The sequence below is a fragment of the Mesorhizobium caraganae genome, assembly GCF_016836705.1.
GTDB classification, from domain to species: Bacteria; Pseudomonadota; Alphaproteobacteria; order Rhizobiales; family Rhizobiaceae; genus Mesorhizobium; species Mesorhizobium caraganae.
The window spans coordinates 1-26,253 of record NZ_JAFCGY010000053.1 but is presented as its reverse complement, the minus strand read 5'-3'; the positions used below and the strand labels follow the sequence as shown (position 1 = coordinate 26,253).

The 26,253-nt window shown below is 64.0% G+C and carries 27 protein-coding genes and 1 pseudogene; 9 read left to right on the top strand and 19 right to left on the bottom strand.

What is annotated here, in order from left to right; translation table 11 throughout:
* Positions 1 to 203 precede the first annotated feature (203 nt).
* From phnE (JQK88_RS34140) to JQK88_RS34095, 10 genes and pseudogenes are all read right to left on the bottom strand, one after another.
* Positions 204 to 1,562, bottom strand: a complete 1,359-nt coding sequence (phnE, locus tag JQK88_RS34140; protein ID WP_203280952.1) for a phosphonate ABC transporter, permease protein PhnE — start codon at positions 1,560 to 1,562, stop codon at positions 204 to 206.
* Positions 1,563 to 1,570: 8 nt separating this feature from the next.
* Positions 1,571 to 2,530 (bottom strand): phosphonate ABC transporter, permease protein PhnE, encoded by a 960-nt coding sequence (gene phnE, locus JQK88_RS34135; protein WP_203280948.1) that lies wholly within the window; start codon positions 2,528 to 2,530, stop codon positions 1,571 to 1,573.
* A gap of 55 nt (positions 2,531 to 2,585) precedes the next feature.
* On the bottom strand, positions 2,586 to 3,494 hold the full coding sequence (phnD, locus tag JQK88_RS34130; RefSeq protein WP_203280947.1) for a phosphonate ABC transporter substrate-binding protein: 909 nt from the start codon (positions 3,492 to 3,494) through the stop codon (positions 2,586 to 2,588).
* Positions 3,495 to 3,581: 87 nt separating this feature from the next.
* Positions 3,582 to 4,430, bottom strand: coding sequence for a phosphonate ABC transporter ATP-binding protein (gene phnC, locus JQK88_RS34125; protein ID WP_192259225.1), 849 nt, complete (start codon positions 4,428 to 4,430; stop codon positions 3,582 to 3,584).
* A 135-nt stretch (positions 4,431 to 4,565) separates the two neighbouring features.
* On the bottom strand, positions 4,566 to 5,276 hold the full coding sequence (locus JQK88_RS34120) for a DUF1868 domain-containing protein (protein ID WP_203280945.1): 711 nt from the start codon (positions 5,274 to 5,276) through the stop codon (positions 4,566 to 4,568).
* A 67-nt stretch (positions 5,277 to 5,343) separates the two neighbouring features.
* Positions 5,344 to 5,835, bottom strand: coding sequence for a GNAT family N-acetyltransferase (locus JQK88_RS34115; RefSeq protein ID WP_203280950.1), 492 nt, complete (start codon positions 5,833 to 5,835; stop codon positions 5,344 to 5,346).
* Positions 5,836 to 6,044: 209 nt separating this feature from the next.
* The gene (locus tag JQK88_RS34110; RefSeq protein WP_192259222.1) at positions 6,045 to 6,662 is read right to left on the bottom strand and encodes a DapH/DapD/GlmU-related protein; all 618 of its coding nucleotides are present in this window, start codon (positions 6,660 to 6,662) and stop codon (positions 6,045 to 6,047) included.
* The gene (phnL, locus tag JQK88_RS34105) at positions 6,659 to 7,366 is read right to left on the bottom strand and encodes a phosphonate C-P lyase system protein PhnL (protein WP_192259221.1); all 708 of its coding nucleotides are present in this window, start codon (positions 7,364 to 7,366) and stop codon (positions 6,659 to 6,661) included. The genes JQK88_RS34110 and phnL overlap by 4 nt, the downstream gene beginning before the upstream one ends.
* Positions 7,367 to 7,368: 2 nt before the next feature.
* Positions 7,369 to 8,145, bottom strand: a complete 777-nt coding sequence (phnK, locus tag JQK88_RS34100) for a phosphonate C-P lyase system protein PhnK (protein WP_065009749.1) — start codon at positions 8,143 to 8,145, stop codon at positions 7,369 to 7,371.
* A gap of 137 nt (positions 8,146 to 8,282) precedes the next feature.
* Positions 8,283 to 9,110: pseudogene (locus JQK88_RS34095) on the bottom strand (alpha-D-ribose 1-methylphosphonate 5-phosphate C-P-lyase PhnJ); the annotation flags it as partial.
* A 65-nt stretch (positions 9,111 to 9,175) separates the two neighbouring features.
* Between JQK88_RS34095 and JQK88_RS34090 the strand changes: the two are divergent.
* On the top strand, positions 9,176 to 9,394 hold the full coding sequence (locus JQK88_RS34090; protein ID WP_203280944.1) for a hypothetical protein: 219 nt from the start codon (positions 9,176 to 9,178) through the stop codon (positions 9,392 to 9,394).
* A 2-nt stretch (positions 9,395 to 9,396) separates the two neighbouring features.
* On the opposite strand, the gene JQK88_RS34085 is transcribed toward JQK88_RS34090, so the two are convergent.
* The 3 genes from JQK88_RS34085 to phnG are packed head-to-tail and all read right to left on the bottom strand — an operon-like array spanning position 9,397 to position 11,584.
* Complete coding sequence (locus JQK88_RS34085) at positions 9,397 to 10,509, bottom strand: carbon-phosphorus lyase complex subunit (RefSeq protein WP_192259219.1); 1,113 nt, start codon at positions 10,507 to 10,509, stop codon at positions 9,397 to 9,399.
* A 2-nt stretch (positions 10,510 to 10,511) separates the two neighbouring features.
* Entirely contained in the window at positions 10,512 to 11,123 is a 612-nt protein-coding gene (phnH, locus tag JQK88_RS34080; RefSeq protein ID WP_192259218.1) for a phosphonate C-P lyase system protein PhnH, read from the bottom strand.
* Positions 11,123 to 11,584 (bottom strand): phosphonate C-P lyase system protein PhnG, encoded by a 462-nt coding sequence (phnG, locus tag JQK88_RS34075; protein WP_192259217.1) that lies wholly within the window; start codon positions 11,582 to 11,584, stop codon positions 11,123 to 11,125. The genes phnH and phnG overlap by 1 nt, the downstream gene beginning before the upstream one ends.
* Positions 11,585 to 11,702: 118 nt before the next feature.
* On the opposite strand from phnG, the gene phnF reads away from it, so the two are divergent.
* Entirely contained in the window at positions 11,703 to 12,452 is a 750-nt protein-coding gene (gene phnF, locus JQK88_RS34070) for a phosphonate metabolism transcriptional regulator PhnF (protein ID WP_192259252.1), read from the top strand.
* Positions 12,453 to 12,467: 15 nt separating this feature from the next.
* Here phnF and JQK88_RS34065 read toward each other — a convergent pair whose 3' ends face one another.
* The 6 genes from JQK88_RS34065 to JQK88_RS34040 form a co-directional block, all read right to left on the bottom strand.
* On the bottom strand, positions 12,468 to 13,484 hold the full coding sequence (locus JQK88_RS34065; RefSeq protein ID WP_203280943.1) for a zinc-binding alcohol dehydrogenase family protein: 1,017 nt from the start codon (positions 13,482 to 13,484) through the stop codon (positions 12,468 to 12,470).
* Positions 13,485 to 13,548: 64 nt separating this feature from the next.
* A complete protein-coding gene (locus tag JQK88_RS34060; protein ID WP_192259215.1) occupies positions 13,549 to 14,514 on the bottom strand; it encodes an ABC transporter permease in 966 nt (321 codons plus the stop codon).
* Positions 14,511 to 16,064, bottom strand: a complete 1,554-nt coding sequence (locus tag JQK88_RS34055; RefSeq protein WP_203280942.1) for a sugar ABC transporter ATP-binding protein — start codon at positions 16,062 to 16,064, stop codon at positions 14,511 to 14,513. Before JQK88_RS34055 ends, JQK88_RS34060 begins: the two co-directional genes overlap by 4 nt.
* A 167-nt stretch (positions 16,065 to 16,231) precedes the next feature.
* Complete coding sequence (locus tag JQK88_RS34050) at positions 16,232 to 17,224, bottom strand: ABC transporter substrate-binding protein (protein ID WP_192259213.1); 993 nt, start codon at positions 17,222 to 17,224, stop codon at positions 16,232 to 16,234.
* A gap of 296 nt (positions 17,225 to 17,520) precedes the next feature.
* Entirely contained in the window at positions 17,521 to 18,519 is a 999-nt protein-coding gene (locus JQK88_RS34045) for an aldo/keto reductase (protein WP_192259212.1), read from the bottom strand.
* Positions 18,520 to 18,575: 56 nt separating this feature from the next.
* On the bottom strand, positions 18,576 to 20,081 hold the full coding sequence (locus JQK88_RS34040) for a UxaA family hydrolase (protein WP_192259211.1): 1,506 nt from the start codon (positions 20,079 to 20,081) through the stop codon (positions 18,576 to 18,578).
* Between JQK88_RS34040 and JQK88_RS34035 the strand changes: the two genes are divergently transcribed.
* The 7 genes from JQK88_RS34035 to gnd all read left to right on the top strand — a co-directional run bounded on the left by JQK88_RS34035 (position 20,062) and on the right by gnd (position 26,113).
* A complete protein-coding gene (locus JQK88_RS34035; protein WP_203280941.1) occupies positions 20,062 to 20,241 on the top strand; it encodes a hypothetical protein in 180 nt (59 codons plus the stop codon). The two genes, JQK88_RS34040 and JQK88_RS34035, sit on opposite strands and share 20 nt — an antisense overlap.
* A 99-nt stretch (positions 20,242 to 20,340) precedes the next feature.
* Complete coding sequence (locus JQK88_RS34030; protein ID WP_192259210.1) at positions 20,341 to 21,240, top strand: GntR family transcriptional regulator; 900 nt, start codon at positions 20,341 to 20,343, stop codon at positions 21,238 to 21,240.
* Positions 21,241 to 21,358: 118 nt separating this feature from the next.
* The gene (locus JQK88_RS34025) at positions 21,359 to 21,715 is read left to right on the top strand and encodes a DUF2946 family protein (protein WP_192259209.1); all 357 of its coding nucleotides are present in this window, start codon (positions 21,359 to 21,361) and stop codon (positions 21,713 to 21,715) included.
* Positions 21,716 to 21,816: 101 nt separating this feature from the next.
* Entirely contained in the window at positions 21,817 to 22,302 is a 486-nt protein-coding gene (locus JQK88_RS34020) for a copper chaperone PCu(A)C (RefSeq protein WP_192259208.1), read from the top strand.
* A gap of 37 nt (positions 22,303 to 22,339) precedes the next feature.
* Positions 22,340 to 22,858, top strand: a complete 519-nt coding sequence (locus JQK88_RS34015) for a YcnI family copper-binding membrane protein (RefSeq protein WP_192259207.1) — start codon at positions 22,340 to 22,342, stop codon at positions 22,856 to 22,858.
* A 53-nt stretch (positions 22,859 to 22,911) separates the two neighbouring features.
* Complete coding sequence (locus JQK88_RS34010; protein WP_203280940.1) at positions 22,912 to 24,534, top strand: copper resistance CopC/CopD family protein; 1,623 nt, start codon at positions 22,912 to 22,914, stop codon at positions 24,532 to 24,534.
* Positions 24,535 to 24,685: 151 nt separating this feature from the next.
* The gene (gnd, locus tag JQK88_RS34005) at positions 24,686 to 26,113 is read left to right on the top strand and encodes an NADP-dependent phosphogluconate dehydrogenase (protein ID WP_203280939.1); all 1,428 of its coding nucleotides are present in this window, start codon (positions 24,686 to 24,688) and stop codon (positions 26,111 to 26,113) included.
* The last annotated feature ends 140 nt before the right edge of the window (positions 26,114 to 26,253 follow it).

Sequence of the window (26,253 nt, the reverse complement as noted above, 5' to 3'; positions counted from 1 at the left end):
TCGAACCTCTCGCAGGATAGACATAATCAACGGCACCGCGGCCTCCTCTGTAGCGAGAAAGCCTCTCAAGAATCCCTCTTTTCCTACTTGGCAAGAGCCAATCAACTTATCTGCGATTCCCCTGCCCCAAAGTGGGGGAGATGTCCGGCAGGACAGAGGGGGGCGCTGTCCCGCCTGCCTCTCGCCGGTTCAGCGCAGCAAGGTCAGCCCTGCGCCGCCTGCAATCTGTTGTAGTCATGCAGCGTGCGGCTGAGCCTTCGGCGCAAAAAATTCGAGATGTTGTCGAAGACGAAGACGACCAACAGCGTCAGCAGCACCATGTAGAAGACGTTGGCCCAATTGGAGTTGGTGCGCATCGCTTCCCAGAGTTTCAGGCCGATGCCGCCGGCGCCGACGGCGCCGATGATGGTGGCGCCTCTTGTGTTGGATTCCCACTGGTAGAGCGTCTGGCTGATGAAGACCGGGATCACTTCCGGCATGACGCCGTAGCGCTGCACCAGCAGGCCATTGGCGCCGGTGGACTTGATGCCTTCGCGTGGCTTGTCATCGATGTTTTCCAGGCTTTCCGAATAGGTTTTGCCGAGCGTGCCGATCTCGGTGAAGAAGATCGCGGCACTGCCAGCCAGCGGTCCGGGGCCGAAGGCGCGGGTGAAGAACAGTGCCCAGATCAGCATATCGACCGAGCGCATGAAATCGAAGAAGCGCTTGAGTACCTGGCTGAGCAGCCCGCTCGGCGTGATGTTGCGGGCGGCGAAGAAGGCCAGCGGAAAGGCGACGAAAGCGCCGAGCAAGGTGCCGAGAAACGCCATGACGATGGTCTGCAGCAGTTTTGTCCAGACGTCGCCGTGCTGCCACTGCGCATTGTTCCAGATGTTGTCGCCCGCCAGAGCGAGGTTCGAGGTGCCGGGCTTCAGATCGGGTCCTGACCAGATCAGCGAGATCACTTCACCGGCCGACTTGCCGAAGAAGGGCGAGCGCGTGTCGAAGACGAAATTCGCCCAGCCGAGGAAGCGCTTGCGCACCTTCACGCGGTCGACGGTGACGCGCACCTCGCCGACAAAACCCATCTTGGCGACGATCTCGTCGTCATGCGCGGTGATCCAGTCGGGCACCGGTCCTGATATCACCGGCTTGCCGCTGGTCAGCGCGACCGGCACCGTCTGGCCATTGGCGACAATCGTCGCCTTGGTTTTGTCGAAGGTGACGGACTTGGCCTTGCCGTCGATCAGGACGGTGAAGGTGCCGTCCGCATTCCGAACGACCCAGTCGGGATTGGGGTTGTCGCCAAGGGCGGAAAAGCGCGGGTATTTCGGCGTGATCTCGGGCTGGTCGAGGCGGAATTCCGGCTGCAGATCGTAGCTGATCCATTGCGACAGGAAGAGCGGCAGGCGCTCCCAATGCGAGTCCCGCATCACTTGCGGCAGGTTGAAGAACCACAAGGCGTAAATGAGGTAAAGCACGGTGCCGGCGACCAGGAACAGCGGCCAGAAGCGCTGGTGGAACGGGCGATGGAACACGAGCGGATAGCGGTCCTCGATGGCTTTGATCTCGTCGACAGTCATCGCCATAGTCAGGCCCCGCCCATCAGGAAAGCGTGCTCACCCACCAGCTTGCGGCGCAGCCAGGCGGAAAACTGGTCGATGATAAAGATCGTCGTGAACAGGAGCAGCACCAGCGCCAGTGTCTTGGCGCCGAAGCCGCGCGAGATGGAGAGCTTCAATTCCTCGCCGATGCCGCCGCCGCCGACGGCGCCGATGATGGTCGATGCCCGCACATTGATCTCGACGCGCAGCAGCGTGTAGGACATGAAATTGGGCAGCACCTGCGGCAGGTCAGCGAAACGCACCCGCTCGAACCAGTTGGCGCCGACCGCTTTCAGGCCTTCCTCGGCGCGCATGTCGATGTTCTCGTTGATCTCGTAGAACAGCTTGCCGAGCGCGCCGATCGAATGCAGGCCAATGGCGATGATGGCGGCGATCGGGCCTGTCGAGACGATGGCCGCGAACAGGCCGGCAATGACGATCTCCGGAAAGGCGCGCAGCAATTCCATGAAGCGCTTGACGACGAGCCGCAGCGCCGGATGCGGCGTCAGGTTGCGCGCGGCGATGAAAGAAAACGGCACGGCGAAGATGAAGCCGATGAAAGTCGAGACCAGCGCCACGTTGACCGTGATCAGCATCAGCTCGAAATATTCGGGGATGTAGAAGCCGCCCCAGATGTAGATGCGACCGAGCGGGAAGTTGAATTCCTGGGTGCCGGTGTCATGTGGGGAGGCAATGTCGAACAGCGCCCGCCAGACGTCGTTCCAGTCCTTGGGAATCAGCCAGCTGAGGAAATCGAGGATGTGCGGCAGCCGGTCCCAGAAGTGGCCGGCGTTGGCCTCGTCGGCGAACCACATGCTGGAAAGCATCGCGGCAAGCAGCAGGCCGACGCCGAGCACGGTGTAGAGCCGACGCAGCGATGTCTGGCGCCGCCAGGCATCGGCCATCTGATGGGTGACGCCCGAGGGCGCTGTGACGGAAAGGGTCATGATCCGAGATGCAAAAAGGGCGGTGCTTTGAGCACCGCCCCTTTCGATTTCGCCGTTAGCCGCCGATGGCTGCCTTACGGGCTTCGACGATGACGTTGTAGAAGTCAGGCTTGACCGGAACGTAACCGGTGAAGTCGCCGCCTTCGACGCCTTCGAAGCAGGCCTTGTCCTTCTTCGGCAGGTCGGTGAAGAACGCGGTGAGCTTGGCGGTCATGTCGTCGCCGAGCGCGGTGCGCACGACCAGCGGGCCGTTCGGGATCAGGCCGGAACGCCACACTTCGACGAAGTCGTTGGGGTCGACGGCGCCCTTGGCGGTTACCTTGTGGAAGGTGCCGGAGGTGTAGCCGTTCTTGAAGTCGCCGATGCCCGAAGAATCGTCAACCGCAACGTCGACCTTGCCGTCGCGCACGGCGAGGATGTTGTTCTCATGGCCGCCATTGAACTGGGTCGAGGCGAAGAAGGCGTCGTTCGAGGCGCCGGTGTCCTTCGGGATCTGGGTCAGCGGGATCAGGTAGCCCGAGGTCGAATCCGGATCGGCGTAGCCGAGCTTCTTGCCCTTGGCCGACTTGATGTCGGTAATGCCCGAGGACTTCAGCGCCAGGCCGATCGAATAATAGCCGGTGGCGCCGTCGGTCTGCTGGGTGGTGAGGATCGGGGTGACCGCCTTCGGGTCCTTGATGTAGACGCTGGCGTAACCGGAAGCGCCGAGTTCGGCGAAGTCGAGCGTGCCACCGAGCAGGCCCTGGATGACGCCGTCATAGTCGGCGGCCGGGAACAGCGACACTTTTTCGAAGCCGAATTCGGTCTTCAGATGGTCGGCCAGGCACTGGTAGTTGCGCAGACGGTCGGTTTCGTTCTCGCCGCCAAGGATGCCGACGCGGAATTCCTTCATGTCGGCCGCATGAGCAGTGCTGGTCGCCATGGCGAGCACCGATACGGCGCCGAAAACCATCTTCCTGAACATTTTATCTCTCCTGTAGGTTCCGGCCCCGCGCCGGCAGCGTTCTTGATTTGACAGATGCCCTTGACGCGGGCTGACGATCCCAGCCGCTCAGTATCCCGGGAATGCCGGCTCGAGCGGGCTGGCGGATGCTTCGATCTTTTGCTTGTAGGCGATGCTGGTCGAGGTGATGGCCTCGGAGATTTCAGCGCCATTGCTGTCGGCGCCGTAGACCTGGCGCACGGCTTCGCGGTTGAGCTCTTCCGGCGCGCCGTCGAAGACGACCTTGCCAGCGGCCATGCCGATGATGCGGTTGCAATAGGCCCGCGCGGTGTCCAACGTGTGCAGGTTGGTGACGACGGTGATGCCCTCGCGCAGATTGATGTCCTGCAACGAGTCCATCACCACCTTGGCGTTGAGCGGGTCGAGCGAGGCGATCGGCTCGTCGGCGAGCAGCACCTTGGGCTGCTGCATCATGGCGCGGGCAATGGCGACACGCTGCTGCTGGCCGCCGGACAGCGTGCCGGCGGGCTGAAGTGCGGTGCGGGCGATATCGAGGCGTTCGAGCGCCGCGACCGCCTCGGCGCATTCGGCGCGGGTAAACATGCCGAGCAGATTGGAGACGGTCGAACGGTGATTGAGCCGGCCAAGCAGAACGTTGGTCAGGACGTCGAGGCGCGGCACAAGGTTGAACTGCTGGAAGATCATGGCGCAGTCGCGTTGCCAGCGCCGCAAAGGTGAGCCGCGCAGCCGGGAAACCTCGGCGCCGTCAAAAAAAATCGACCCTTGGCTGGGGTCGATGAGACGGTTGATCATGCGAAGAAGGGTGGACTTGCCGGCGCCGGAACGACCGATGATGCCGACCATCTGGCCCTGCGGGATCGACAGGTCGATGGCGCTGACGGCGGTGTTCTTGCCAAATCGGCGGGACACGCCGCGGATTTCGAGCGTTGCTGACATGGCGTAACTTTCAGTCCGGTCGCAGTTTGAAGGTCTGTTAACCCTCGCTAGCGCAGCCGCATGAACCTGCGGTGTCGGATTGATGTCAGTTTTGTTACCGCCCACAGACCCGTGCGCCGGCGGTGGTGCCGGTGGTCAGCCCAGCACCAGCAACTCCTCGAAATGCTTCATGTCCTTGAAGTTGCAGAAGGCCGGCGGCTGCAACTCGATCACCGGCGCCCTGCGGGCGAACTCGGCGAGACTGTCGTCCAAGAGGTCCTGCCAAGCGGCGGCCCTGTCATCGGCGAGGCGCTGGATCTGGTAGGCAAAGGTGATGTGGAAGGCGTAAGCGTCGTGATCGGGGTGGCGGTAGCAGAACGGCACCGACAGCGCGTCGCGCCATGCGCTCATGACGCGCCGGTCCTCCTCCGTCGCGCCGGCAACGGTGAGCCCGGTCGGCACGACTTCGATCACCTCGATCTTGAATGGGCCGCGGCCCCGGAAGCCTTTCAAGCGCTCCAGATAGAGGCTGGTCATGGCGTCGATGCTGGTGTCGAGCGACACGTCCTGCGGCCAGTAAGGCAGGCGGCGGCGATATTCGATAATGCCCTGGAACAGCGTCATGTGCAGGCTGGAGATGGGCGTGAAGGCCAGCCGGTCGGCATCCGGCATGGCGCGCATGCGCTCGCGCACCTCGATGACCGCTGCTTCCGATGGCGAGCCCTGGACAAGGTGGCTGACCACCGTGTTGCCGGGCTCGAGGAGGAAATTGCCAGCCGCGTCGTAACGGGTGCCGAGATGGGTGGGTGGCGTCGGATTGGCGCCTTCGAAGAAGGAGGCGAGCGAGGGTCTGACTGTGGCGAGCATGGGCGATCTCCTTCGGGAGAAGGCGTCCTGTCCGAGTCATGTGTCAAGGGTGTGAAACTGCACGCCTCTACAGCATGCGATGCATCACGAAAGCGTCGATATAGCCCAGCCGCGGATGGTCGAATGCTTGCGGGATCGTGCCGACAATGTCGAAGCCCAGCCGAAGCCACAGCTTCACCGCGCGCTCGTTGCTGCTGATGACAAAGTTGAACCGCATGGCGCGGAAGCCGCGCTCGGCAGCGCGTTGCAAGGAATGCTCGCACATCGCAGTGGCGACGCCGCGGCCGCTCGAAGCCGCCGACGTGACGTAGCCGCAATTGGCGACATGCGCGCCGCCGCCGCGTTGGTTGGCATGAAGATAATAGCAGCCAATCACATCGCCGGCTTCTTCCGCCACGAACACGTCGTGCCCATCGGAAAACCAGTAGCCCAGCGCTTGGTCGCGATTCCAGTCGCGAGGCAGCGCATAAGTTTCGCCGGCCCGCAGGACGGGTTCGAGAATGGACCAGATCGCATCTGCGTCGGCCGGTGTGGCGGGACGAATGGTCGGCACGGTCAGGAACCCGCGTGGGATGGACTAAAGCCAGATCGCGGCAAGGATGCCGAAAAAGATCAGAACGACAAAGGCTGTCACGATTCCGGGCTTCACGCCAGAGGCCGGAGGTGCGGGAATGTCCCTTCGCAAGGGCTGCCTGAAACCCTCAAACATCCCGTATTTTAGCATCAACGCATTTTCCTGAACGTCGGCGAAACGCGCAACGGTTGGGGCTAGCCGCCATATTTCTCCAGGAAAGCCTCGGCCGACAGCTCGCGAAAATTGTCGAGCGCGGCGCGCAGCCTGGTATGGTCCCAATCCCACCAGGCAAGCGCCTGGTAGCGCTCCGCCGTGCGGCGGTCGAAGCGCTCGCGGATCGGCTTTGCCGGCACACCGCCGACGATGGTGTAGGGGGCGACATCCTTCGACACGACAGCGCCGGCGCCGACCGCGGCGCCGTCGCCGACAGTCACGCCGGGAAGGATGGTCGAGCCGTGGCCGAGCCAGGTGTCGTGGCCGATGGTGACGCGCTTGGCACGCCGCTGAGCGAAGAATTCTGTTTCGTGCTCGGCATCGTCCCAATAGTCGGAGGCGCGGTAGGTGAAGTGATGCAGCGTCGGCCGCCAGGTCGGGTGGTTGGTGGCGTTGATGCGCACACTTGCTGCGATGTTGGAAAACTTGCCGATCGTCGCGCACCAGACGGCGCAGTCCTGCATCATGTAGGAATAGTCGCCGAGGATGCTCTCGGACACCCGGCTGCGGTCGGCGATCTCGGTCCAGCGACCCAATGTCGAGTTTTCGACCTGCGCCGTTTCGTGGACGAATGGCGCCTCCGACAATTTCCTGCTCATGCGGCGATTTTTCCGGCGGCGAAAGAGGTGACGTCGATGATGCGATCGGCGACGGCATCACGGACATCCAGGTCATGGAAGATGCCGAGCAAAGCGACGCCCGCCGCCTTCTTGGCGGCGATCAGCGCAACAACCACGTCGCGGTTTTTCGCATCGAGCGAAGCGGTCGGCTCGTCGAGCAGCAGGACCGGATGCTCGGTGATGAAACCGCGCGCGATGTTGACGCGCTGCTGTTCGCCGCCGGAGAAGGTTGCCGGCGGCAGCGCCCAGAGTTTTTCCGGCAGATTGAGCTGCGCCAAAAGCGACCGGGCCTTCGTTCGCGCGACTTCGCGCTCCTCGCCGCGCTCGACCAGTGGCTCGGCCACGACGTCCAGCGCCGAGACGCGCGGTACCGTGCGCAGGAACTGGCTGACATAGCCGATCGTCTGGCGGCGTACCGAGAGCACCGTGCGCGGGCTGGCCGTGGCGAGATCGATCAGGCCGCCCTCATGCTGGACGATGATCTGGCCTTCATCGACGGCATAGTTGCCATAGAGCATTTTCAGGATCGAACTCTTGCCGGCGCCCGAGGGGCCGCCGAGCACGGCGCATTCGCCGGCTCTGATTGCGAATGAGACCCCGGCGACAACCGGCAGTTTGATGCCGTCGCGCAGATGCATGGTGAAGCTCTTGGCGACGTCGGAGACAACGAGGGGCGTCGGCATTCTCACACCTGCAGGATCGAGGAAACAAGCAATTGCGTATAGGGCGCACGCGGATCGTCGAGGACGCGATCGGTGAGGCCGCTTTCGACGACGCGGCCGTCCTTCATCACCATCATGCGCTGGGACAGGAGCCGCGCCACGGCGAGGTCGTGGGTGACGACGATCGCGGCAAGACCAAGATCGGTGACCAGGCCGCGCAGCAGATCGAGCAGGCGCGCCTGCACCGAGACGTCGAGGCCGCCGGTAGGCTCATCCATGAACACCAGCCGCGGGCCGGTGACGAGGTTGCGGGCGATCTGCAGGCGCTGGCGCATACCGCCGGAAAAGGCGCGCGGCTCGTCGTCGATGCGGTCCTCGTCGATCTCGACACGCGACAGCCAGTCGACGGCGGTGGCGCGGATCTTGCCGTAATGGCGGTCACCGACCGCCATCAGCCGCTCGCCGACATTGGCGCCGGCAGACACCGTCATGCGCAAGCCGTCGGCGGGATTCTGATGAACAAAGCCCCAGTCGGTGCGCATCAGGAAGCGGCGTTCGGCCTCGCTCATGCGGTAGAGCTCGCGGAACTGGCCGTCGCGCATGCGGTAGCTGGCGGTGCCGGAAGAGGGCAGCAGCCTCGTCGACAGGCAGTTGAGCAGCGTCGTCTTGCCGGAGCCGGATTCGCCGACGACAGCCAGAACTTCACCCGGCCAGAGATCGAAGGTGACGTTCTCGCAGCCGACGCGAGAGCCGTAGAATTTGGATAGCGCCGAGACGCGCAGCAGCGGTTCGTCGGTCATTCGGCCTCCTTACCCTCCCCCTTGTGGGGAGGGTCGGCGCGTAGCGCCGGGGTGGGGGTTGAGTGGAACGTGGATTGATCAAGACCCCCACCCGCGCCTTCGGCGCGACCTCCCCACAAGGGGGAGGTAGGGGCGTTGCGCCTTTTCTCGCAATGGTCGGTGTCGGAACAGACGAACATGTGGCCGCCATGGTCGTCGAGGATGACCTCGTCGAGATAGACGTTCTCGGCGGCGCACAGCGCACAAGGCTGGTCGAAGGTCTGCACCTCGAACGGATGGTCCTCGAAGTCGAGGCTGACGACATCGGTGAAGGGCGGCACGGCGTAGATGCGCTTTTCGCGGCCGGCGCCAAACAATTGCAAGGCCGGCGAGCGGTGCATCTTGGGATTGTCGAATTTCGGCGTCGGCGACGGGTCCATGACATAGCGGCCTTCGACCTTGACCGGATAGGCATAGGTGGTGGCGATGCGGCCGTGCTTTGCGATGTCCTCGTAGAGCTTCACATGCATGAGGCCATATTCTTCCAGCGCATGCATTTTGCGGGTCTCGGTCTCGCGCGGCTCGAGGAAGCGCAGCGGCTCGGGAATCGGAACCTGATAGACCAGAACCTGGCCGGCGCTCAGCGGATGTTCGGGGATGCGGTGGCGGGTCTGGATGATCGAGGCTGATGCCGTGTCGGTGGTGACAGCGACATTGGCGACCTTCTTGAAGAAGGCGCGGATCGAGACGGCATTGGTGGTGTCGTCGGCGCCCTGGTCGATGACCTTCAGCACATCGTCGGGGCTGATAATTGACGCCGTGACCTGCACGCCGCCCGTGCCCCAGCCATAGGGCATCGGCATTTCGCGCGAAGCGAAGGGAACCTGATAGCCGGGTATGGCGATGCCCTTGAGGATCGCCCGGCGGATCATCCTTTTGGTCTGTTCGTCGAGATAGGCGAAGTTGTAGGTGGCGATGTCGGTCATGGCGATCACATCCACATTGTGCTATCGAACGGGCGTCCAGGACGCGGAAACAGGGGCGAAATCGGATGACCCAGACCGGTTGGATACATCTTGGAATTCTGCTGCTGGTGTTCGTCGGCGTGGTCGCCTTTATCCTTCGAAGAATGGTTCTTCCCGCAGCCAGGGAAGGCGCGCACGGCGAGACGGTTGGCGGCGCCACCGGTGGCTACGGCAGCGGCTACAGTGGAGGACATGGTGGCCATTCGCACGATAGCGGCGGCGGTCACGGCGGGGCGGGCGACTAGGCTCATTCCGCGGCCTCCTTCTTGTCTTCCAGCATGTCGGCATTTTCACGCGCGTCATGCTCGGCGCGCATGCGGCGCACCAAATCGAGCTCGGCCTGGAAGTCGACATAGTGCGGCAGCTTCAGGTGCTCGACGAAGCCGGTCGCCTGGACATTGTCGGAATGCGAGATGACGAATTCCTCGTCCTGCGCGGCGGCAACGACATCCTCGCCGAGTTCGCTCGCGCGCAGTGCCCGGTCGCAAAGCGCCATGGCCATCGCCTTGCGCTCGCTCTGGCCGAAGACGAGGCCGTAACCGCGGGTGAATTGCGGCGGCGCCTTGGCCGAACCCTTGAACTGGTTGACCATCTGGCACTCGGTGACGCGAACACGGCCGAGCGGCACGGCGAAGGGCAGTTCCGGCACGTCGAGCTCCAGTTCGACCTCGCCGATGCGGATCTCGCCGACAAAGGGATGGTTGCGCGCATAGCCTCGCTGCGTCGAATAGCCGAGCGCGAGCAAAAATCCTTCATCGCCGCGTGACAGCGCCTGCAGACGGATGTCGCGCGCCATCGGAAATTCCAGCGGCTCACGGGTGATGTCGCCGGGAACATGGTCCTGCGGCATCTCGCCGTCCGGCTCGATCAGGCCTTCGCGGGCAAGGATCGCCGAAACGCGCGGCATCGCCTGCGCTTCCGTCTCGCGCTGCAGCGGCTCGGCGACATCGGCACCGGCGGCAAGCTCGGGGTCGAGCAGCCGGTGGGTATAGTCGAAGGTCGGCCCAAGCAACTGGCCGCCGGGCAAATCCTTGTAGGTCGCCGACACGCGCCGCTCGACCAGCATGGCGCCGGTGTCGATCGGGTTGCTGTAGCCGAAGCGCGGCAGCGTGGTGCGGTAGGCGCGCACCAGGAAGATCGCCTCGATCATGTCGCCGCGCGCCTGGACGATGGCGAGCGCGGCCAGTTCACGATCGTAAAGCGAGCCTTCGCTCATCACCCGGTCGACGCCGAGCGCCAGCTGCTCGACGATCTGGTCGAGGCGCAGTGCCGGCACCGAACGGTCGCCGCGCCGGCGGTCGGCGAGCAGGCTGTGGGCATTGGCAATTGCGGCTTCACCGCCTTTTACCGCGACATACATTTTTACGCCTCCATCGTCTTGATGCGTGTCGTGCGCGGCAGGCAGGCGACGCCGTCGGGCGCCGCGAGGATGATGTCGACGCCGCGCGGAAAGCGGCTGATGTTCTGCTTCCACTGTTCGACGAAGTGCCGCGGCATCTGCGCCGGCGCGATGGTCGCGGTCTTTTCGATGCCGGGACCTTCGAGCAGCAGCGGCGCGCCAGAGACGAGATTGCCGACCTGCAGGATCAGCGTCGTCGAGCGATCGGGGTAGTCCTGCGTGCCTTGCGAAAAGCCGTCGAGCGCCGCCATCTCCGCCGGGTTGGCGATCAAGGCGAAATGCGCATCGGCCGGCGTGTTGGCAAGCGGGGCGCCGGCGTGGAAGCCGAGCCAGGATTTGACCGCCGCGGACGCCTGCAGAGCAGGATCGAGCCAGAGCGGGGTGTCGTTGTCGCACAGCGCCAGCGCGATGGCGCCGGCGGTGGCCGACAGCGGCGCCGGCGGGCGGGTGAAGGCCGGCAGAGGCTGAACGCTGCCCGGCCGCGCCATGGCGTCCATGACGGCGCGGAAGACGGTCTGGGCGTTGAACACCGGATCGGCGAAACCGCCGTCGATCGATTGGGCTGCGATGTCCATCAGTCTTCTCCGCGCACCATCGTGAAGAAATCCACTTTCGTTGCCGCCGTCTCGGCGCGGCGCTTTTCTCGTGTCTCGCCTTGGGCGGCCCGCAGCGGCGCCACCAGCGCGGTCTCGACCGTCTGGCGCTGGGCTGGGTCCTGCCAGAGCGCGTCGGCGATCGCCGCCAGCTTCGCCTTCTTCCGGTCGCGGCCGAGCATGTAACTGTGGCCGACCTGCCCGGTCGGCAGCCGCACGGTGGCGCGGGTGACCGTGGTCTCGCCGACATTGAAGGGCGCGCCGCCGCCGCCGATGCGGCCGCGTACGGTGACCAGGCCGGTTTCCGGCCCGCGCAGAAGCTCGGCTTCCGAGGTCAGGCCGGCCTCGTTCCAGAGCCGGGCGATGTCGTCGCCGCTCGCCTGCGCCAGCGTCGCCATGACGGCTTTGCGATCGGCCTGGTCGCGGGCCTCCTGTCCTCGCATGCAGCAACTCCCTGAATGTGTAAAATTTGTCTAGTGATATAGACAATTATACAAATTATACCTATTATCTAACCCGTGTCCATGACGGGTGGATGACATGGGCGTGATCGGGGCGAAAATGGCCGGGCAACAGATGGCGAGCAGCATTGAACGGCGCAGCGGCGTCTCTTTGTGGCGGCAGATCGCCGACCAGATCCTGCATTCGATCGCCGCCGGCGATTTTGCCGAGAATGCCGCGCTGCCGCCGGAAGTGGCGCTGGCTGAGCGCTACGGCGTCAACCGCCACACAGTGCGCAGCGCCATATCGGCGCTGGTACAGGAAGGCGTGCTGCGGGCCGAGCAGGGGCGCGGCACCTTCGTGTTGTCGCGCAAGCGGCTGTCCTACCCGATCGGCGCCCGCACGCGGTTTTCGACGGGCCTGCAAGGGCAGACGTCGGAACGGCACATCGTGTTGCTTACATCAGCAGTCGAGTCGGCCAGCCAGCGCGTCGCCGAAGGTCTCGACCTTGCCAGGGGCACAGAGGTGATCCGGCTGGAGACGCGCGGCGAGGCCGACGGCCGGCCGGTGTCGCGCGCCGCCAGCTGGTACGAGGCCAAGCGTTTCGCAGGCATCGATGCCGTGATGGCGGAGACCGGTTCGATCACCGCCTCGCTCCGGCGTTTCGGCGTGGATGATTATCTCAGGCAATCGACGGTGCTGTCGGCACGCCATGCCGATGCCGCCGACCTTGCCGACCTCAACCTGCAGCCGGGGGCCATCGTGCTGGTCGCCGTCGCCGTCAATGTCACAACGGATGGCCGACCGGTCCAGTTCTCCGAAACGCGGTTTCCAGCGGAGCGGGTGGAGCTGAAACTGTCGGCGCTGTAAGCCCGCCTGCTGGCCCTACGCGATCTCGATCACAGCTTTGATCAGCCCGGATTTCTCGTGCGCCCAGCGGGCGAGATCGTACGGCGTGCCGGCCAGCGTCGTGCGATGGGTGACGAGTTTCGCCAGCGGCACGGCGCCGTTGCGGATCGAGGCGGCGACATGGTCGAAGTCGGCCTTGAGCGCATTGCGGCTGCCTATCAGCGTCATCTCGCGCTTGTGGAATTCGGGGTCGGAGAAGACGATGTCGTCCTTGACGACGCTGACCAGTACCAGCGTGCCGCCATGCGCGACGTGGGCGAAGGCAGATTGCACCGAGGCGGTGTTGCCGGTGGCGTCGAAAACTACGTCGAAGCCTTCGGCGCCGGTTGCATCGCGCACCAGTTCGGCTGCCGCCTTTTGCGAGCCGTCGAGCGTGGCGAAGCCGAGTTCGCCTTTGGCAAAATCCAGCCGCTCCGTGCTCATGTCGAGCAGGCTGACATCGAGCCCGGCAATGCGGGCGAAGATCGCCGTGCCAAGCCCGATCGGCCCTGCGCCGATGACCAGCGTGCGGGCGCCTGGTTCGGCGCGGGCACGGCGCACGGCATGCGCGCCGATCGCGAGAAATTCGACGGCAGCGGCATCGGCCAGCGACAGGCCGTTTGCCGGATAAAGATTCTGTGCCGGCACCAGGATCTGCTCGGCCATGGCGCCATCGCGATGCACGCCGAGCACTTCGATCCGCACACAGCAATTCGGCTTGCCCTGCCGGCAGGCGATGCATTTGCCGCAAGCGAGGTAGGGGTTGATGATGACGGGCTCGCCGACGGCGAGGTCGACGCCTTCACCGGCCTCGACGATGGTGCCCGACACTTCGTGGCCCATGATGCGGGGGTAGGCAAGGAACGGGTGCTTGCCCTCGAAGATGTGGTAGTCGGTCCCGCATATGCCGACATGGCTGACCGCGACCAGCGCCCAGCCGGCAGGCGGTGCGCCGGGCGCGGCGCGGTCTTCCAGGACAAGATCGCCGGGCGAGCGGCAGACAACGGCTTTCATTCAGCAATTCCAGTGTTCAAAAAAGGCGCCGGTCCGTCGAGCGGACCGGCGCAGTCAGGGAGGATTATTTGCCGCGACGGCGCAGGCCGTCGAAATAGACGATGATGATGATCAGCGCGCCGGTAATGATGCGCTGCCAGAAGGCGTTGACGTTCAAGAGGTTGGCGCCGTTGTTGATGGTGGCGAGGATGAAGGCGCCAAGCAGCGGCCCGTGCACGGAGCCGACGGCGCCGAACAGCGAGGTGCCGCCGATCACCGAGGAGGCGATCGCCTGCAGTTCCCAGCCCTCGGCCTGGGTCGGGTTGCCGATACCAATGCGGGAGGCCAGCAGCACGCCGACAAAGGCGGCGCACAGGCCCGACAGCGTGTAGGCCATGTAGATCGTGCGCTGGACATTGACGCCCGACAGGCGCGAGGCCTCGGCGTTGGAGCCGACCGAGAACAGATAGCGGCCCCAGCGGCTGTGATGCAGGAAGATGTAAGCCGGAATGCCGACCAGGATCACCATCCAGAACAGATTGGGGACGCCAACGAAGGAGTTGCGCGAGAACTCCTGGAAAGCGTCGTTGTTGATCGAGATCGAGTTGCCGTTGGTCATCAACAGGCCGATGCCGCGCAGCGAGGTGAGCGTCGCCAGCGTGATGATGAAAGGCGGCAGGCCCATTTTGACGATGCCGAAGCCGTGGAACATGCCGATGGCGACGCCGACCAGAAGCGTGATCAGGATGGCGAGGAAAACCGGCACGCCGGCGTTGATCAGCATGGCGGCGATGACGGTGGCGAAGCCGACCACGGCGCCGACGGATAGATCGATACCGCCGGTGATGATGACGAAGGTCTGGCCGACCGCCAGGATAGCGATCATCGAGCCCTGGCGCAGCAGGTTCGAGATGTTGTTGGCCGAGGCGAAGCTCTGCGTCGACACCGACAGGATGATCCAAAGCAGAACCAGCAGCGCCAGCAGCGTCAACCCGAACAGGGCGTTGTAGTTGCGCTTCGGCTTTTCGGCGGCAATGGCCTCGGTGCTCATGTCTGACCTCCCTTTTTTTCTTGTTTCTCGGCGAGCGCCTGAGAGAGAATTTCCTCGTGGTCGGCGCTGCGGAACCCGTGCGTGGCCACCAGCTTGCCGCGCCGGAAGACGTGCAGCGTGTCGGCCAGCTCATAGACTTCCGGCAGGTACGACGAGATCAGGATGATGCCGGCGCCCTTGGACAAAAGCGCGCCGAACAGGCGGTAGATCTCGGCCTTGGTGCCGACATCGACGCCGACCGTCGGCTCGTCGAAGATGAACAGCTTGGCGCCGTGCGCCAGCCACTTGCCAATGACGATCTTCTGCTGGTTGCCGCCCGACAGGCTGGAGGCGAGGGCGCCGCGTGTCGGCGTCTTGATCCGGAGGTCGGCGATCTGGCGATCGGCCTCGGCCTTCTCCTTTGCGCCGGAGATCAGCATGTTCCTGGATATGCGCTTGTAGATCGGCAGATTGAGGTTGAGGCCTACGGGCAGGTTCAGGCATAGGCCCTGGTCGCGGCGGCTTTCAGGCGCCAGCGCCATGCCGAGCCTGATCGCGTCGTGCTCGGAGTTGACCTGGACTTCCTTGCCTTCCCAGAGAATCTGGCCGGCCGACTTGCGATGGCGGCCGTAAAGCGTGGTGACGAATTCGCTGCGCCCGGCGCCGATCAGGCCGTAGAGCCCCACGATCTCGCCGGCACGTACTGACATCGAGACATTCTCAAACCCTTTGCCCGACAGGTTCCTTGTCTCGACAATCATCGCGCCGGGCGTGAAATGTTCCTTGTGGTAGACCTGCTCGATCGAGCGATTGATCATCATCTTGACCAGCTCGGCGTCGTTGGTCTCGGCAATATTGCGGGTGCCGACCAGCGTGCCGTCGCGCAGCACCGAGACACGGTCGGCGAGTTCGAACACCTCTTCCATACGGTGGCTGATGTAGATGATGGTGACGCCTTCGCCTTTCAGCCGCCGGATCAGCGTGAACAGCTGGTCGGCCTCCTTGCGGGTGAGGTAGGCGGTCGGCTCGTCGAAGATCAGGAACTTGGTGCCGCGCACCGTGGCGCGGGCGGCGGCGATCAGCTGCTGCTGCCCGATGGTGAGGTCGCCTAGCACGACGTGCGCCGGCAGGTCGAAGCCGAGACCGTCGATGATCTTCTGCGCCTCCCTGACCATGGCACGCTGTTGCAGGATGCCGAAGCGGGAGTCTTCCTCGCCGAGGAACATGTTGGCGGCGACGGTAAGGTGTCGGCAGAGCACGACCTCCTGGTGCACGGCGTTGATGCCGAGCGCCATCGCTTCGTGCGGTGTCGCCAGAGTCGCCGGCTTGCCTTCCCAGATGACGTCGCCTGAGGTGCGCGGCATGACGCCGGTCAGAAGCTTGATTAGGGTGGATTTGCCGGCGCCGTTCTCGCCGACGATGGCATGGATCTCGCCGGACTTGAAAGCGAGGTTCACCGGCTTCAGGGCATGCGTGCCGGGATAGCGCTTTTCGAGGCCCTTGAGTTCGAGGATTGTCCTGCCGGGCTCCAGCGTTGGGTGCGGGTGCAGTTCCTGCGCCGTCGACGTCATGACAATCCTCCCAGATTGGCCTTGCGATTGGCACGTGGCGTGGCATGGACACGCCTCAAAAACAGCCTAGCCCAAGCGCATGAATTTCCAAGCCGGTTGTGGCAGCTTGCGGGATGTTTCCGGGGCGCGCGAGGAGCCCCGGAAACAGTTTTCGAGATGGATGCGGCTCAGAGTTTCGGGTTGAGCAGCGCGTCGATCTTCGGCTCTTTCATGTTGGCCTTGGTCACCAGATTGGCGCCGGTGTCGACATTGGCTTCGACCTTCTCGCCCTTCGAGGCGGCGAGTGCGGTCTTGATGCCGTCATAGCCCATCCGGTAGGGGTCCTGGACGACGAGGCCGGAGATGACGCCGTCATTGAGGAACTTGATCAGCTTCTCGTCGCTGTCGAAGCCGATCAGCCCGACCTTACCGGCAAGGTTGTTCTCGGCGATCGCCTGGCCGACGCCCTGCGCCATAATCAGGTTGGACGCGAAGATGCCCTTGAGGTCCGGATTGGCGGTGATCAGGTCGGTGGCGATGTTAAGGCCGGTGGTGGCCTGGCCGTCGGCATACTTGTCGGCGACCAGTTCAAGGCCTGGATATTTGGCCTTGAGCTGTTCCTTGAAGCCCTGTGCGCGCTGTTCGAGCGAGCCGGCGCCGGGCAGTGCGGTGATCAGCGCAACCTTGCCCTCGACCTTGCCACCATTGGCGGCGCCGATGGCAGCGGCAAGACCGTCAGCTGCGACGCGGCCGCCCTGGACGTTGTCGGTGGTCAGGAACGAGGTGAAGGCCTTGGAGTCGGCGCCGGAGTCGATGCCGATGACCTTGACCTTGGTGGCGGCCTCGTCGATCGGCTTTCCGAGCGCCTTGGCCTCGGTCGGAGCGATGACGACGGCAGCCGGGTTGCCGGCAACGGCGTTCTCGAGGATCGAGATCTGGCCGTTGACGTCCGTCTCAGCCTGGGCGCCGAGTTCCGGCACGTTGACGCCGAGGTCCTTGCCGGCCTTGCGGGCGCCGGCCAAAACGATCTGCCAGTAGAAGGACGTGGTGTCCTTGACGATGATCGGAATGGTCACATCCGCCGCCGAAGCCGGCGCCGTGTGCAGCGCACCGGCAAGCATCGAGGCGGCTGCGAGCGCGACGAGTGAGCGGCGGTTGAGAATGCTGGTCACAAATTTCATGAGGGTTCCTCCCTAGATCGCCCGGTGAAGGTTACGGAAGCTCCATTCGGATAGGCGCGGCCCAAACAGAACTTTATCAATAAAAAACAGTTACCGCTTTTTGATAGTGCATCGATCCAGCCGACGCAAGCGGTGTTTCATATCAGCCTGCGCATGGCTCGGCGGAGAAGCCTCCTTGCCGATCCTCAATGCCCCGTCCAGACGCTCCCGATCCTCCTTGATTGCGATGGAATATTAATTCCATCATCTAGTCAATATGGAATGTTCATTCTTTCTTGAGAATCGCGCGATCGTCGTCATCCGAGTTCCTGAACGACGGTGTAAGGAGCATATTTTGCGAATTCCGTTTGCGGCACCTCGACGTCGAACAGGTCGAGATTGCGTGTCAGATTGGCGGCTTTGGCTGTTCCGGTCAGTACGCTGGCCACGACCGGTTGGTGCAACGGGAACTGCAGCGCGGCCGCCGCCAGCGGATAGCCACCCTCGGTGGCGATTTTCTCCATCGCGTCGACGCGCTCCAAGATGTCCTCCGTCGCCGGCGCATAGTCGAAATGTGCGCCATGTACGGGGCCGGTCGCCAGGATGCCGGAGTTGAAGACGCCGCCTATGATCAGCGAAGTCTGCCGCTGCCGGCAGAGCGGCAAAAGGTCGGCCTCAGCCGAGCGATCGAGCAGCGAATAACGGCTGGCGAGCAGGATGCAGTCGAGCGGGGCTTCGCGCAGCACGTCGAGACAGATTTGCACCTCGTTGACGCCGAGCCCATAGGCGGAAATGACGCCGGACGATTTCAGCTCTTCCAGAGCCTTCAAGCCGCCATCCATCAGCTGGCGAAAATGCACTTTCGTCTTCTCGACACCATGCGTGTAGGTGCCGATGTCGTGAACAAACAGGATGTCTATCCGGTTTAGCCCGAGCCGCGCATAGGAGAACTCGACCGAGCGCATGATGCCGTCATAGGAATAGTCGCAGTCGAGCGCGAAAGGCAGCGGGTCGACATAGGAATGATCGGGAACCTGATCTTCCGGCACGGGGCGAAACAGGCGCCCGACCTTGGTCGACAGAACATAGGAGTCTCGCGGCTTGTAGCGCAGGAAATCACCGGTCCGCCGTTCCGACAGGCCGAAGCCATAGAAGGGCGCGGTGTCGAAATAGCGCAAGCCGGCTTCCCAGGCGGTCTGCAGCGTCTCCATCGCCGCCTCGCGCGGGCAGGCCCGGTAGAGGCCGCCGATCGCCGCCCCGCCGAAGCTTATCTCGGTGACCTCGAGCGCAGTCGTGCCGATGCGGCGTTTGTCCATCCAAAGCCTCCCCTTGCGGACTCACTTTTGCAGCCCGCAGTTTTTTGGTCAGTGTTTTAGAGTGTTGCGCCGAGGTGCCACGGCACGAATTCGTTGTCGCCGTAGCCGAACGCCTCGCTCTTGGTCTTGCGGCCCGATGCCGTCTCGACGATCAGTTCGAAGAGCTCACGGCCCATGCCGGCGATGGTCTTTTCACCCGAGGCGATGACGCCGCAATTGACGTCCATGTCCTCTTCCATCTGGTGGTACATGGTCGAGTTGGTGGCGACCTTGATCGACGGCGTCGGCCGGCAGCCGAAGCAGGAGCCGCGGCCGGTGGTGAAGACGATGATGTTGGCGCCGCCCGCCACTTGGCCGGTCGCCGAGACCGGGTCGTAGCCGGGCGTGTCCATGAACACCAGGCCGCTGCCGGTGACCTTCTCGGCATAGCCGAAGACGCCGTTGAGCGGCGTCTGGCCGCCTTTGGCGACCGCACCCAGCGACTTTTCCAGAATGGTGGTCAGGCCGCCGCGCTTGTTGCCGGGCGAAGGGTTGTTGTCGATCGAGGCACCATGCTTGGCGACGTGATCTTCCCACCACTTGACGAAACCGTCGAGCTTCTTGGCGATCTCCGGCGTTGCCGCGCGATAGGCGAGCAGATGCTCGGCGCCATAGATCTCCGTCGTCTCGGACAGGATGCCGATGCCGCCGACGCCGGCCAGGATGTCGACGGCCGCACCAAGTGCTGGATTGGCCGTGATGCCCGACATGCCGTCGGAGCCACCACATTGCAGGCCGACAACGATCTCGCTGACCGGGATCGGCTCACGCTGCAATGTGCCGACTTCCTCGGCGATTTCGGCGAGCACGCCCATCGCCTTCTCCACCGATTTGCGCGAGCCGCCGGCGTCCTGGATATTGAAATGGCGTTTTCCGGCGGCCGCACCCTTCTGGCCGTAAAGGGTGAGCTGGTTGACCTCGCAGCCGAGGCCTACCATCAGCACGCCGCCGAAATTCGGATGGCGGGTGTAGCCGGCCAGCGTGCGATGCAGCACCATCATGCCGTCGCCGGTGGCGCTCATGCCGCAGCCCTGGCCATGGACGATCGGCACGAAGCCGTCGATGCCCGGATATTTCGGCAAGAGCGTGCGGTTGGCTTCGTCGGCGATGGCATGGCAAACGGTGGCCGAGCAATTGACGCTGGCAATGATGCCGATGAAGTTGCGGGTGCCGGCGCGGCCGTCGGCGCGGCGATAGCCCATGAAGGTGCGGGCGCGATCGGCTTCCGTCGCGTGCTCGGCCTCGCTCGGCGGCACCACCGGCAGGCGGCCGCTCTCGAAAACCAGATTGTGCGAATGGACATGCTCGCCGGGTGCGATGTCCTGCGTGGCGCGGCCGATGGCCTGGGCATACTTGACCACCGCCTCGCCGGCGGCGATAGGCTTGATCGCCACCTTGTGGCCAGGCTCGATCAAGGCCGTCGCGACGGCGCCGCCGGGCAGAGCGGTGCCGATCTCGATGCGGCCATTGGCGACCGCGACATTGTCGGCGGGGGACAGAAGAATGCTGTTCGAGGCGTTCACGGGCAGTTTCCTGGGTCTGTTCCTGGGGGATGCGCGGATTGACACGCGTCTGTTTCCATATAATGTCTTTTATCGGGAAAAAACATTTGTGCGTCAATTGTTTTTTCAGGAGGAGACCATGCATCCGATGGACGCGTGGGTTGTAGGGAGCCGCGTCTGACACGCAAGGCGTTTTGCTTTGCCGGGTCATGCGCTAGGGACATAGTGATATCGCGCTTCAAGCCAGCCACAGCAAGCGCCGGCGCGCAACGGGGCAGGGATGTCGAAGAGCAACAACGTCTACAAGGACGCTTACAACAGGGGTCTGCGGCTGCTCGATGAAACGCAGAGCCTGCCGTCGGAGCCGGAGCTTGGCACTTTGCTCGGCGTCAGCCGCACCACGGTGCGCACCATCCTGGCGCGCATGGAAGAGACCGGGCTTATCGCCTGGAACAAGCGTAGCAAGACCGTGCTCAGGGCGCCGAAGCCGGACGATTTCTTCCCCGAGGAAGAGACCGACACGCTGGCCCAGATCATCGAGCGCTCGTTCATGCGCAGGCTGCTCGCCGGCGGCGCCGAGGCCGGCATGCAGATCAACGAGCTCGAACTGGCGCGCGAGATCGGTGTTGGCACCACCAGCGTGCGCGAGTTCCTGATCCGGTTCTCGCGCTTCGGCCTGATCGAGAAGCGACGCAACAGCCATTGGGTGCTGAAAGGCTTTACGCGCGCCTTCGCGCTCGAATTGACCGAAATCCGCGAGATGTTCGAGATACGCTCGGCGGCGGCCTTTGCGGCGCTGCCGCAAGACAGCCCGGTGTGGGCCGACCTCGACCGCCTGGAGGACGAGCACCGGCTACTGGCCAGCGAGATCGCCACCCGCTTCAACGAATTCTCGGAGCTCGACGAGCGCTTTCACCGGCTGATCCACCGCGCCTCGCACAATCGCTTCATTGTCGATTTCTACGACGTCATCGCCATGATCTTCCACTACCACTACCAGTGGAACAAGGCGCAGGAGCGCGAGCGCAACGAAGTCGCGGTTGGCGAGCATCTCGCCTATATCGCGGCCCTGAAATCGCGCGATCTCGGCAAGGTCGATGCCGCCTGCCGCAAACATCTGAAGTCGGCGCGCAACACGTTGCTGACCTCGATTCCGGAAATCGGTCGGATCGCTTCTTAACGCGCCGCGTTGCCGCAGCGGTGATTTGGCGATTTTCCGGCCGCGTGGCGCGTGCTAGGTATCTGCCGTTGCTGCGTGAAGAGGCAGGTTTTTGAACATCCGGCGCCAAAGATGGAGCATGACGGCCGCGTTTGTCGCGGCCTGTGTGTTGCTGCTCCAGTCGACGCTCGGCGCCTTTGCTTTCGGCACGGCGCCGGACGTCTCGCAGCTCGACGCATTCGGCAACGTCATCTGCACCCATGAGGGAGCGGTCCAGCTTCCCGGCGGCGATCCGCACCAGCAGCATATGCCGGCATGCTGCATGCTTGGCTGCAGCATGGCCTCGGTTGCCTATGCGCCGCCGCCCGGTGTCGGCATGACGCCGGTCAGCCTGTCCTTCGAAACTGTTTCCTTTGTCGTTCCGATAACCAGGCATCTTGATTTCACCCGCGAGCGTTCTCCGGCCAATCCGCGCGCGCCGCCGGTTACGGCCTGAAACTGCGGCATCTCGCGTAACCTGCGCGAGCGACAATCATCCAATGACCGATATCGTTCGCGACCGGAAACGGCGCGACCTCATATTCATGGAGCCTACCCATGCCCCATTTTCTTCGTGCCGCCGCGCTCGCCTTTGCACTTGTATTCGCAGGCGGCGCCCATTTCGCCTTCGCGCATGAGTTCAAGGTCGGTGACATCGAGATCGAGCATCCCTGGTCGCGCGCCACGCCGGCCGGCGCCAAGGTTGCCGGCGGCTACTTCACCATCGTCAACAAGGGCAGCGCGCCGGACCGGCTGCTGTCGATTGCCTCCGACATTTCGGGCAAGGCCGAACTGCATGAAATGGGGGTGAAGGATGGCGTCATGACCATGCACCCGGTCGAGGGCGGCCTGGACATCCCGGCTGGCGGCAAGGTGACGCTGGGACCCGGCGCCTACCACATAATGTTCATGGATCTGAAGCAGCGGCCCAAAGAGGGCCAGATGTTTGCCGCCACGCTGACCTTCGAAAAGGCCGGAGCGGTGACTGTCGAGTTCGCCGTGCAAGCCATAGGCAGCGCACCGCCTCAGGAAGACAACGACTGACCAATTATTGCCAACCGATTTTTCGAGAGGGACCATCATGAACAAGTATCTTTTGCCGGCCGCTGCATTCCTTGTCCTGGGGACGAGTGCCGCCTTCGCCCATATCACGCTTGAAACACAGGAAGCGCCGGTCGGCTCGACCTACAAGGCTGTGCTGCGGGTGCCGCATGGCTGCGACGGCAAGGCGACGATTGCCGTGCGCGTGCAGATCCCGGAAGGGGTGATCGGAGTGAAGCCGATGCCCAAGCCCGGCTGGACGCTGCAGGTCAAGAACGGCAAGTACGAGAAATCCTATCAGCTCTATGGCGAGGCGGTGGCGTCGGGCGTCAAGGAAGTCGACTGGAGCGGCGGCAGCCTGCCGGATGAATTTTACGACGAATTCGTCTTCCGCGGCACCCTGGCCGCCGATCTGCCGGTCGGCCAAAAACTCTATTTTCCGGTGGTGCAGGAATGCGATGGCGCCACCACGCGTTGGATAGAGATTCCGGCGGCTGGCCAGGATGAGGATGCGCTGGAAGATCCGGCGCCCGGCCTCAACCTGCTGCCCAAGAAGTGATGCATTGGTGGCGCGCTGCTTCGAAGCGGCGCGCCACTGTTTTGGTGGATGGCATGAGCGTGGCCTGTTTCCAGCGGATAGAACGGACAGTCGGCAGGTGCTTCGGCCTGCTGGCCACGATCCTGCTTCTTGCCGTCCTCGCCACGCCAAACCAGGCCTTTGCCCATGCGGCGCTGATCAAGGCCGACCCGGCCGACGGCGCTGTGCTGGCGCAAACGCCGACGCAATTTTCGCTGACCTTCAGCGAGCCGGTGTCGCCGCTGGTGCTGACCCTGGTGCGGCCCGACGGTACGCCTGTTGCGCTGACCTCGTTCCGGCTCAACGACCAGACGGTCGCGATCGACAATCCGCAAAAGCTTGGGCCAGGCACGCATGTCTTGAGCTGGCGGGTGATTTCCGCCGACGGCCATCCGGTCGCGGGCTCGGTGCTGTTTTCCGTCGGCGCGCCAAGCGCGGCGCCGGCGGTGGCGGAAGCCATCGACATGGATTTGCGGTCAGCGATCTGGACCGGCAAGGTTCTTCTCTACATCGGGCTTTTCCTCGGCGTCGGCGGCGCCTTCGCGCTGACATGGCTGGCGCAAGGTGTGCACTCAGGCCAACGTTTCGTCATTGCCGCAATCCTGTGCGGTCTGGTAGCCGCCCCGCTGTCGCTCGGGTTCCAGGGGCTGGATGCGTTGGGCGCGCCGCTCGCCCGGCTGGGGCAACCGCTGGTCTGGCGGACCGGGCTCGCCACCAGTTTCGGCTGGACGGTGCTGATTTCGCTGGCGGCGCTCGGGCTTGGCCTTTTGTCGCTGGTCGGGCCGCGCGCCGGCGCCAGGCCGCTGGCGCTCGCCGGGCTGGCCGGTGTCGGCGCGGCCCTTGCCGCCAGCGGCCATGCCAGTGCGGCCGAACCGCAATGGCTGACGCGGCCGATGGTGTTCCTGCATGGCGCCGGCATCGCCTTCTGGGCCGGGGCGCTGCTGCCGCTCGGCCTGGCGCTGAACAGCCAATCGGCCGACGCCGGCGTGTTTCTGGGGCGGTTTTCACGCACGATCATGCCTGTGGTGGCGATGCTTATAGGGGCAGGCACAGTGCTCGCAATCATCCAGGTGCAGACGCCGGCGGCACTCGTCAACACCGCCTATGGCCGGCTGCTGCTGATCAAGCTGGCGCTGCTGGTGTTTCTGTTCACGCTGGCAGCGGTCAATCGCTGGCGGCTCACCGCCTTGGCCGAGGCCGGAGCGACGGAAGTGCGGCGCCGGCTCAGCCGTTCGATCTCAGTCGAAATGCTGATCGTACTCCTGATCTTCGGCGCTGCCGCTGGCTGGCGCTTCACGCCGCCGCCACGGGCGCTGGCGATTGCCGCGGCGCAGCCGACGTCGACCCATATCCACACGCTGAAGGCGATGGCCGACATCGACATCACGCCCGGCCACACCGGGGAGGTCACCGCCTCCATCGTCATCATGACCGGCGATTTCGGACCGCTCGACGCCAAGGAAGTGACGCTGGTGCTGTCCAAGCCCGATTCCGGCATCGAGCCGATAAAGCGTCCGGCGACCAAGCCGGGCGACGGCAGCTGGCGCGTCGACAATCTCGTCATCCCGGTTCCCGGCCGCTGGACGGCGCGGCTCGATATTCTGGTTTCGGACTTCGACATCGTGAAGATCGAGGCGCCTATCGATATCCGGCCGTAAAGCCGGACTGCCATACGGCACCGCGCGAGTTGGGCGAGACAATCCACCCAACACAAATCGGCGAAGCGGTTGACGCGGCCCGAAAGGGCCGTCAATCATCCCCGCAAATCGCGGGCTCAAACAAACAAAATTCGAAAACAGGGAAGAAACGATGGAAAAAGCCGAAATCGGCCTGATCGGCCTTGGCACGATGGGCTCCAACCTGGCGCTCAACATTGCCGAGCATGGGCACCGCATCGCCGTTTTCAACCGCACCAGGGCGCGCACGGATGCTTTCCTCGAAAGCGCCGGTGCGCTACGGGACAGAGTGGTGCCTTGCTACAGCCTGGAGGAACTCGCCGAAGCCATCCGGCCGCCGCGTCCGATCATCATCATGGTGCTGGCCGGCAAGCCGGTCGACGAGCAGATCGAAGCGCTGCGTGGCGTGCTGTCGGCCAACGACATCGTCATCGATGCCGGCAACGCCAATTTCCGCGACACAATGCGGCGCTTTTCCGAGCTGTCGGGCTCGGGCCTCACCTTCATTGGCATGGGTGTGTCCGGTGGCGAGGAGGGGGCGCGCCACGGGCCGTCGATCATGGTCGGTGGCACCGAAGAGTCCTGGAAGCGCGTCGAAAGCGTGCTGACCGCGATCTCGGCCAAGTTCAAGGGTGAGCCCTGCGCCGCCTGGCTCGGCACCGACGGCGCCGGGCATTTCGTCAAAACCATCCACAATGGCATCGAATATGCCGACATGCAGATGATCGCCGAGATCTACGGCATCCTGCGCGACGGTCTCGGCATGGGGCCGAAGGAGATCGGCAAGGTCTTCGAAGACTGGAACAGGGGCCGGCTCGATTCCTATCTGATCGAGATCACCGCCAAGGTGCTGGCCGCCGACGATCCGAAGACCGGCAAGCCGGTGGTCGATATCATCCTCGACCGCGCCGGCCAGAAAGGCACCGGCAAATGGTCCGTCATCGAGGCGCAGCAGCTCGGGATCCCGGCGACGGCGATCGAGGCCGCGGTTGCGGCGCGCGTGCTGTCGTCGATCAAGGATGAGCGCCAGGCGGCGGAAAAGGCCTATGGCAATATCGGCGTGACCAGGATTGCTGGCGACAAGGCCGCTCTTTTGAAGGATCTGGAGCTGGCGCTGCTCGCCGGCAAGATCGCCGCCTATGCGCAAGGTTTCGCGGTGATGAGCGGCGCCTCGAAGGAGTTCAACTGGAACCTGCCGATGCCGACCATCGCCAAGATCTGGCGCGCCGGCTGCATCATCCGCTCGCAGATGCTCGACACGATGGCGGAAGCCTTCGGCTCCGGCGGCGCTGCCACCAACCTCCTGATGGCGCCGGCCTTCATCGCCATGATGCAGGAGGCGCATCCGTCGCTCCGGCGCATCGTCGCCAAGGCATCGGAAGCGGGATCACCGGTGCCGGCGCTGGCGTCGGCACTCGCCTATTTCGACAGCTATCGCCAGGGCCGCGGCACCTCGAACCTGATCCAGGCGCAGCGCGATTTCTTCGGCGCGCACGGCTTCGAGCGCATCGGCGAGCAGGGGGCTTTCCACGGCCCATGGGGCAGCGGCGCGGCTGGGTAGAGACAGGTGAGGTCGGCCTGCAAATGGCTGATACCTGCGCTTCCGGTGCTCATATGTGGACGGCCCCCTGCTTGCAAGGCTTGGTGAGATAGTTTGATCGGATCGCTTGCGCTCATATGTCCGGCCTTTTGCGCGCGGAT

Bases quoted from the DNA above. Each gene is read 5' to 3' on its own strand.
- phnE (WP_203280952.1), bottom strand. From the start codon at position 1,562: ATGACTGTCGACGAGATCAAAGCCATCGAGGACCGCTATCCGCTCGTG.
- phnE (WP_203280948.1), bottom strand. From the start codon at position 2,530: ATGACCCTTTCCGTCACAGCGCCCTCGGGCGTCACCCATCAGATGGCC.
- phnD (WP_203280947.1), bottom strand. From the start codon at position 3,494: ATGTTCAGGAAGATGGTTTTCGGCGCCGTATCGGTGCTCGCCATGGCG.
- phnC (WP_192259225.1), bottom strand. From the start codon at position 4,430: ATGTCAGCAACGCTCGAAATCCGCGGCGTGTCCCGCCGATTTGGCAAG.
- JQK88_RS34120 (WP_203280945.1), bottom strand. From the start codon at position 5,276: ATGCTCGCCACAGTCAGACCCTCGCTCGCCTCCTTCTTCGAAGGCGCC.
- JQK88_RS34110 (WP_192259222.1), bottom strand. From the start codon at position 6,662: ATGAGCAGGAAATTGTCGGAGGCGCCATTCGTCCACGAAACGGCGCAG.
- phnL (WP_192259221.1), bottom strand. From the start codon at position 7,366: ATGCCGACGCCCCTCGTTGTCTCCGACGTCGCCAAGAGCTTCACCATG.
- phnK (WP_065009749.1), bottom strand. From the start codon at position 8,145: ATGACCGACGAACCGCTGCTGCGCGTCTCGGCGCTATCCAAATTCTAC.
- JQK88_RS34090 (WP_203280944.1), top strand. From the start codon at position 9,176: ATGACCCAGACCGGTTGGATACATCTTGGAATTCTGCTGCTGGTGTTC.
- JQK88_RS34085 (WP_192259219.1), bottom strand. From the start codon at position 10,509: ATGTATGTCGCGGTAAAAGGCGGTGAAGCCGCAATTGCCAATGCCCAC.
- phnH (WP_192259218.1), bottom strand. From the start codon at position 11,123: ATGGACATCGCAGCCCAATCGATCGACGGCGGTTTCGCCGATCCGGTG.
- phnG (WP_192259217.1), bottom strand. From the start codon at position 11,584: ATGCGAGGACAGGAGGCCCGCGACCAGGCCGATCGCAAAGCCGTCATG.
- phnF (WP_192259252.1), top strand. From the start codon at position 11,703: ATGGCCGGGCAACAGATGGCGAGCAGCATTGAACGGCGCAGCGGCGTC.
- JQK88_RS34065 (WP_203280943.1), bottom strand. From the start codon at position 13,484: ATGAAAGCCGTTGTCTGCCGCTCGCCCGGCGATCTTGTCCTGGAAGAC.
- JQK88_RS34060 (WP_192259215.1), bottom strand. From the start codon at position 14,514: ATGAGCACCGAGGCCATTGCCGCCGAAAAGCCGAAGCGCAACTACAAC.
- JQK88_RS34055 (WP_203280942.1), bottom strand. From the start codon at position 16,064: ATGACGTCGACGGCGCAGGAACTGCACCCGCACCCAACGCTGGAGCCC.
- JQK88_RS34050 (WP_192259213.1), bottom strand. From the start codon at position 17,224: ATGAAATTTGTGACCAGCATTCTCAACCGCCGCTCACTCGTCGCGCTC.
- JQK88_RS34045 (WP_192259212.1), bottom strand. From the start codon at position 18,519: ATGGACAAACGCCGCATCGGCACGACTGCGCTCGAGGTCACCGAGATA.
- JQK88_RS34035 (WP_203280941.1), top strand. From the start codon at position 20,062: ATGCTGTTCGAGGCGTTCACGGGCAGTTTCCTGGGTCTGTTCCTGGGG.
- JQK88_RS34030 (WP_192259210.1), top strand. From the start codon at position 20,341: ATGTCGAAGAGCAACAACGTCTACAAGGACGCTTACAACAGGGGTCTG.
- JQK88_RS34025 (WP_192259209.1), top strand. From the start codon at position 21,359: ATGACGGCCGCGTTTGTCGCGGCCTGTGTGTTGCTGCTCCAGTCGACG.
- JQK88_RS34020 (WP_192259208.1), top strand. From the start codon at position 21,817: ATGCCCCATTTTCTTCGTGCCGCCGCGCTCGCCTTTGCACTTGTATTC.
- JQK88_RS34015 (WP_192259207.1), top strand. From the start codon at position 22,340: ATGAACAAGTATCTTTTGCCGGCCGCTGCATTCCTTGTCCTGGGGACG.
- JQK88_RS34010 (WP_203280940.1), top strand. From the start codon at position 22,912: ATGAGCGTGGCCTGTTTCCAGCGGATAGAACGGACAGTCGGCAGGTGC.
- gnd (WP_203280939.1), top strand. From the start codon at position 24,686: ATGGAAAAAGCCGAAATCGGCCTGATCGGCCTTGGCACGATGGGCTCC.